Here is a 6,227-nt window from a genome sequence, read left to right on the forward strand (position 1 = left end):
TTGTTTGAGCTATGAAACTATATCAACGACCCCCATCATGGGTAAGCGACTAAAGTGGCTAGCGGGCTTTTCCGCCCCGCACTCAAGTGCGGGGCTACCAAGCTATCCTTTTTTGTGAGCGTTAGCAACAACGGCGCCAAGCACGTCGATCCGGTTGTCACTCAACCCGGCTGGATCCCTGACAGGTGGACAAAGCACCCTGGCAGTTGCCTACCAGAGCAAACCTTAGCACCCGAGTCTCTTTCCACTCAGCAACAACAGCAAAGAAGTAGAGCATCAGCGCGAGCAGAGGGATCAGCGACGACGCACCCTATCTCTTTGGCTGACGAAGACGATGGCGCCGAAGAGAAGCCCCAGCACCACTGCGCCGTACACCAAGCTCCAGAGAAAATTAGCCAGTGAGGGAGTCATAAAAAGAGTTTCCTCCTCGTGCGACTATCAACCACTCAACTATTTCCCGATTATACTGGTCTTTGTCGCTCAACCCAGAGACAGACGCATTGCCGACTATTTCGCCTGGTACTCTAGGGGCACCTCCTCTAGGGTTTGGCTGGTGCCGGCGAAGGGGTTATCTGGAGTTAAAAAGAGCATACAGTGGCATTCCTTTCGCTCCCGCATGGGTACACAGGGGCAGTTCCAATAGCCGGCTTTCACTTCCGCCTCTTTGTCTTCATAAAAACGACAGGGGCAGAGCGGAGCGCCCAATTGCTCTTTGTGCAGAGCCAAGCCCTCGATCACCGCTGTCGTAATCGTAGGATCAGAGCAGAAAAAAGTGTCGGTACGTTTGGCGTAGGTTTCTGCGAAATGCCGCATCACCTCAAAAGTCTTCTGGGAGGCCTTGTTGTAACCACGACTTTCCATGACGATTCTCGGAAGGGAACTGACCGGCTGTTGCTGGTAATGAGGCTCACAGCTTCTTCCGGCCACACTTTCTGAAGTTAATACAGATGTGCGTATGCCGGGATCCTGCTGATTCTACAGACCTCCCCCGAAGTCGGACAAAGCTGTATCTTGCTCTTCGTTGTACTGCAGACTTTTAGAGAAGACAAACAGTGACAGCCGTGCTGTTACACAAGGCAACATTGTTTGGACTTGGCAAGACCCCGCCCTAGGGTACTCTACAGGATCACGCTGACCGGGATCCCTTTTCTCAGGGCACGACCAGCACCGGGCAGGGAGCAAGGTCGATGAGGCGGTGGCTGACGGAGTTGTTCTGCCCCTCGGCAGACAGGCTGAGGCTGCGGGATCCCATCACGATCAGGCTGATCTCCAGCTCGTCCGCCACGTCGCAGATGACGAAGGGTACTTTTCCCTCGCGATACTCGCTCTTGACGCTGTTGATGCCGATTTACTGCAGGCCCAGCTCCGTCTGTTTGGGCAGGTTCTGAATGTTCTGCCGGGCTTGTTCTGCTCGCTCCGCGTCAAGCTCCATGTTGTCCAGTACCGAGAGCAAGTACACCCGACTTTTGCAGCGCTGCGCTAGGTCTGCCACCAAGGGCAAGGCGTGGCTGGTCTCGCGCGAGTTGTCGATGGGAAAGAGCAGCTTGTCGAACCTAGTCGCGGATCCCCCGCTTAAGCCCGGCTCGACCCCTCCCATTTTACTTCTAGCGGGGAGCCGGGTGGACGCCGTCTCTCTGGGGGCGCTGTGGGCGGCGATGAGATCCCTATGAGATCCCTATGGCATGAGAGCTCTTTCTGTCTGTTTGGAGGGTTAGAGCCACCAGCAATCTGCGGGGGTTGGGGGTTGCTGACAAAACTCGCAGTTGAGCTAAGGACAAAGGCCAGTCTTTCAGGCAAGGCTGGTCTGCAATTGCTGCAGCTTTTGCCAGAAATCCATGATTTTCAAGTTGACCAAACTTGGAAAAGAATAGTGAAAAAAGTGTCGCCCCCCAGGACAAAACCACATTTGATCCCCTGGCTTTAAGTAGTTTCCCCACTGCTCCAGCGAAGCAGGATCCACAATGGGATCATCCTCGCTGGCGCAAACCAACATCGGCACCGGCACTTTCTGGGCTGGAATCGCTACCACCTGAAATAGGGAATGAGGTATGGGGGAAGTGTCTAAATCTTTAGCCAGGGCGCGGGAGAGTGAGCGCGCTCGCCACTGTTCTGAAGCTGGCAGAAGGCTCTGAGCTATACGCACCAGGAGCTGTTCTCGGCTACAGCAAAACATTTTTCGTTGCACGTAGAAATGGGCATGCCAGGTGGCGGCAGGCTGACTGCCTACAGCCAGCAGGGTTAGAGACCGTATCCGCTGGGGGTAATAGTAGGCAAAAAGATAGGCAACCACCCCGCTCAAGCCGTGGCCGATGAGATGTACCGGTCGATCCCAAGCTTTTAGGTATTCGTATAGCAGCGTCACGACTGTCTCCAAACTACAGGGCTCATCCTGGGTTTGGTGATACTCCCAGTAGGCTACACGGAAACATTTTCCCAGGGATCCCAACAGAGGCCGATCGAAAAGCTTTAGACTGGGAGAAACGCCCAAATAAAGTGCTTCAAAAGAAGGCGCAGAAGCGGAACCTAAGCTCATTTTAGCCATCCCATTTCGACGGTCGAAAGATTAAAGTTGCTGGCTGACAAAAGCTTCATAAAAAAGGGTTATCGGATCCAGAAGCCGGCAGGCAAAAGGTAGAGCCAGATCTCGACAGAGAGGAGGGGATGAGGATCTCCCCTCCCTGCTTTGAGAAGCCTCAACCCTCCTTTACAGCCCCGGCAAAATCTGGGCTACCACATCGCCGCTGCCCAGGAGCATGTAGGCAAACAGGGCACCGCCAACGCCGCCCACCAGAAACCCTCCGGCCAACTGGCTCCAACCGGCGCGGGTGCGCAAGTTTTCCGGCAAATCCTCAGAGCCTGCCGGCACGCGCACCGGCTGAGGGGATCCCTGCGATTCGGCCATCAGTTGCACGCTCGGCGTCGGATAGGCCACCTCGCCGTAGGGGGTATTGACCACTGCCACCAGCCGCGAGCGAGGAAAGGACACCCGTCCGTAAATGGAGAGACAAACCGTCAGGATCAGCACCAGGCCGATGGTCGCCAGCGTCCCTGCCGTCAGGGCCTGCTCCGAATTCCGCAGCGGACTCAACTTGTAAAACGGCCCCACCAGGAAGTACCCATGAGCCATGCCGATCTCCAAGCCGCGCAAAAAAGGAGAGAGGCCCTCCCGGTAGATGGGCAGGTTTTGCAGCAGCAGCAGGGTGAGATCGCCCCGGTTTACCGGCGTGTCCAAGTTGCCCACCTGCGGATCTGTGGCTCGCACCCAGCCCCCCTGCTGGAAGTCAAAGCCGCTGGCTGCCGCCCGCGCCCGGATGGCATGCCAGATGTGCCCCGCCAAAAACAGGATCCCCAAGACAAAGTGGGCTGTGGCCAACCAGGTGCGGCTGCTCACCACACCCATCTCGTCGGCAGCCAGCCCCAGCGGCCCGTAGAAAGCCACCGGATAGGCGATCTCGTTGACGCTGACAAAATAGGCCGCCAAGATGCCCATGTAGGCCAGGGCCCCCAGGCTGTAGGAGAGGTAGGCTTCGCCCGAGTAGATCAGCACCTGCTTGGCCCAGGCAAAGGGCCGTGTGGCTATGTGCCACCATCCCCCCAGCACACAGAGCAGGCCGACATAGATGTGCCCTCCCACCAGATCTTCCAGATTGTTCACGGCGGCCATGCCCTGCTGGCCCATGAGCGGCGTCAGGTAGGCAAAGATCCGCAGCGGATTGAGGGTGGGATCCGTAACTACGCGCACGCGGCCCAGTTGAGCATCGTACAGCCCTCCCCAGAAGAGCGCTTTGGCCACCAGCAACCAGGCCCCCAGCCCCAGCAGCAGCAGGTGGATCCCCAGGATGGTGGTCATCTTGTCGTCGTCTTCCCAGTCGTAGCCGAAAAACTCGGCAAAGGTTTCTCCCTTGGCCAGCACCTCCGGCCCCAAAAGGGCGTGGAAGATCCCTCCTGCCCCCAGCACCGCCGAGGCAATCAGGTGCAGAACGCCCACCACAAAAAAGGGATAGGGATCCGTGGCCACCCCCTCTGCATTCACGCCGATGCCCAACGTGGCCAAATGGGGCAGCAAGATCAGCCCCTGGCTGCCCATGGGCTGAGCCGGATCCCAGTGGGCCACCTCAAACAAAGTCATGCCGCCGGCCCACAGCATGATCAACCCCGCATGGGCCACGTGGGCCCCCAGCAGCTTTCCGGACAGATTCACCAAGCGAGCATTGCCCGCCAGCCAGCTCACCTGAGGGGATCCCTCAGCAGAGGTAGGCGATGAAGATAGAACTGCGCCAGTCATGACAAACTCCCACAGTATCCACAACAAGCTAAGAAGCCGAGTTTGAGATTACAGATTGAAGAGTGTTTTGAGTTTGGCCGTCCACTCTTTAATTCGTTTTTCCGTCAGCTCCGGCTGATTGTCTTCATCCAGAGCAAGGCCGACAAACTCGCCGTTAACCACTCCCTTGGACTCATTGAACTCGTAGCCTTCTGTAGGCCAGGAGCCGACGTTTTTTCCGCCGCGCTCGGCAATTTTTTGGGCCAGGATCCCCATGGCATCTTGAAAGTTGTCGGGATAGCCCAACTGATCCCCAACTCCAAAATAGGCTACCGTCTTACCGGAAAAATCGATTTCATCCAAATAGGGGAAAAACCCATTCCAATCGGCCTGCAGCTCCCCGATATTCCAAGTTGGACAGCCGATGATTAAGTAGTCGTACCTATCAAAGTCCTCAACCGTGGCCTCGGCAATGTTGATCAAATCTACATTGTCTTCGCCCAGCTCTTTTTGGATCATCTCAGCGGCTCTCTCGGTATTTCCGGTTTGAGTGCCGAAAAATAGACCTACTTTTGCCATTGCTCCTACCTCGAAACTGCAAGTGCAAAGCTCAAAATCAGATGGCTAGATTGCCGTTAGGCCTGCTGCGCTGCAAGTTCTACTCTGCCGGTACGGAAATTGAACCCTCGCGCTTTCAGGGCGTGGAACAGGTGGCCCTGAAGGAAGAAAAAGGCCAGCCAAAAATGGGCATTGGCCAGCCAAACCCTAGATGTGAGAGCTCCCCCTTGCTCAAAGAAGGGATAGCGATCCAAGCCCACCTGCAGCAGCGGCCCATAGAAAACTTCGGGATAGACCACTGGGTTAACGGCAACGAAATAGGCGGCAATAAATCCCATCAAGGCCAAAGCTCCCAAGCTGTAGGAAAGATAAGCTTCCCCAGACCAGATAAAAATCCGTTCTGCCCAGGCAAAAGGCTTGGTCGCGATATGCCAAACCCCACCTGCCACCAGGAGCAAGCCCAGCCAGAGGTGGCCGCCCACCACGTCTTCTAAAGTGTCCACCCCGGCGATCCAGTGGCGCCCTTCTATGCCCAACAGGTGGCCAAAGGGGTTCCAGTTGGGAGACACCAGGCGCACCTCTCCTGCCACCGGGTCGAACAAGCCGCCAAACACCACTGCCTTGAGCACCAAAAGCCAGGCTCCCAATCCCAGCAGCACCAGGTGGATCCCTAGGATGGTGGTCATCTTGTTTTTGTCTTGCCAGTCGTAGCTAAACAGGGGAAAGGCTTTGGGATCCAGCACCGCCGGCCCGCGCAGGGCATGAAAAATGCCGCCAAACCCCAAAAAGGCAGAGCTGATGAGGTGGATCGCTCCCACCGCAAAGTAGATATCCGTATCCAGGACTTCCCCGCCGGATCCCACCCCCAGCCCCAAGCTGGCCAGGTGGGGCAAGAGAATCAGCCCCTGCTCATACATCGGTCGGCTGGGGTCAAACTTGGCCAACTCGATCAGGGTCATCGCCCCTGCCCAGAGAACGATCAGCCCGGCATGGGCCACATGCGCCCCCAGCAGCCGGCCAGAAAGATCGGTCAAACGGGCGTTGCCCGCCCACCACGGGATCTGTTGTTGCGAGCTAGATCCCCCTTCTTGCTTGAGTGTCGTCGCTGTCATCTCCGCTCCTCTTGCGTTTCTAAACAAGCTTTTCTAGGAAAAGGCCAGAGACCTTGCCCCAGGCCCGCCTCTGGCCGCACGGACACATCCTTTCGAGACACGTAACCAACTGTTGAGAGTAAATCTCAACAGTGAGCTGTGACCTACTCTAGGCTTCTTGCAAACAAATATCAATGTCTTTAGAGTTAAGTTTTGTTAAGAGTCGGACTTGTATCCGCCCATAGCCCTACCTGGGGAAGCTGCAGATGGAAGCTGGCCCGCAGAGGGACGAGCCGGGCGATCCGGTGGCAGCC

At 56.7% G+C, this 6,227-nt stretch carries 6 protein-coding genes and 1 pseudogene; all 7 read right to left on the bottom strand.

Translation table 11 applies throughout. The features are described 5' to 3' along the window. Nucleotides 1–294 precede the first annotated feature (294 nt). The 7 genes and pseudogenes from NW809_RS09950 to NW809_RS09980 all read right to left on the bottom strand — a co-directional run bounded on the left by NW809_RS09950 (nucleotide 295) and on the right by NW809_RS09980 (nucleotide 5,934). Nucleotides 295–411: a photosystem II reaction center X protein gene (locus tag NW809_RS09950; RefSeq protein ID WP_011431389.1), complete on the bottom strand. Its 117-nt coding sequence runs from the start codon at nucleotides 409–411 to the stop codon at nucleotides 295–297. A gap of 96 nt (nucleotides 412–507) precedes the next feature. Then, the gene (locus NW809_RS09955) at nucleotides 508–861 is read right to left on the bottom strand and encodes a ferredoxin-thioredoxin reductase catalytic domain-containing protein (protein ID WP_011431390.1); all 354 of its coding nucleotides are present in this window, start codon (nucleotides 859–861) and stop codon (nucleotides 508–510) included. Between the two features lie 289 nt (nucleotides 862–1,150). Next, nucleotides 1,151–1,597, bottom strand: a pseudogene (locus NW809_RS09960) (universal stress protein). Nucleotides 1,598–1,789: 192 nt separating this feature from the next. Next, nucleotides 1,790–2,488, bottom strand: a complete 699-nt coding sequence (locus NW809_RS09965; RefSeq protein WP_240527943.1) for an alpha/beta fold hydrolase — start codon at nucleotides 2,486–2,488, stop codon at nucleotides 1,790–1,792. Nucleotides 2,489–2,704: 216 nt separating this feature from the next. Continuing rightward, nucleotides 2,705–4,285 carry a chlorophyll a/b binding light-harvesting protein gene (locus NW809_RS09970; protein WP_414402044.1) on the bottom strand — a complete coding sequence of 527 codons (1,581 nt, stop codon included), beginning with the start codon at nucleotides 4,283–4,285 and terminating at the stop codon, nucleotides 2,705–2,707. Between the two features lie 48 nt (nucleotides 4,286–4,333). Continuing rightward, nucleotides 4,334–4,843: a flavodoxin FldA gene (fldA, locus tag NW809_RS09975; RefSeq protein ID WP_414358087.1), complete on the bottom strand. Its 510-nt coding sequence runs from the start codon at nucleotides 4,841–4,843 to the stop codon at nucleotides 4,334–4,336. A gap of 56 nt (nucleotides 4,844–4,899) precedes the next feature. Continuing rightward, nucleotides 4,900–5,934 (bottom strand): chlorophyll a/b binding light-harvesting protein, encoded by a 1,035-nt coding sequence (locus NW809_RS09980; protein WP_011431394.1) that lies wholly within the window; start codon nucleotides 5,932–5,934, stop codon nucleotides 4,900–4,902. Nucleotides 5,935–6,227 lie beyond the last annotated feature (293 nt).

The sequence above is a fragment of the Synechococcus sp. WC101 genome (genome assembly GCF_047461555.1).
GTDB lineage: Bacteria > Cyanobacteriota > Cyanobacteriia > Thermostichales > Thermostichaceae > Thermostichus.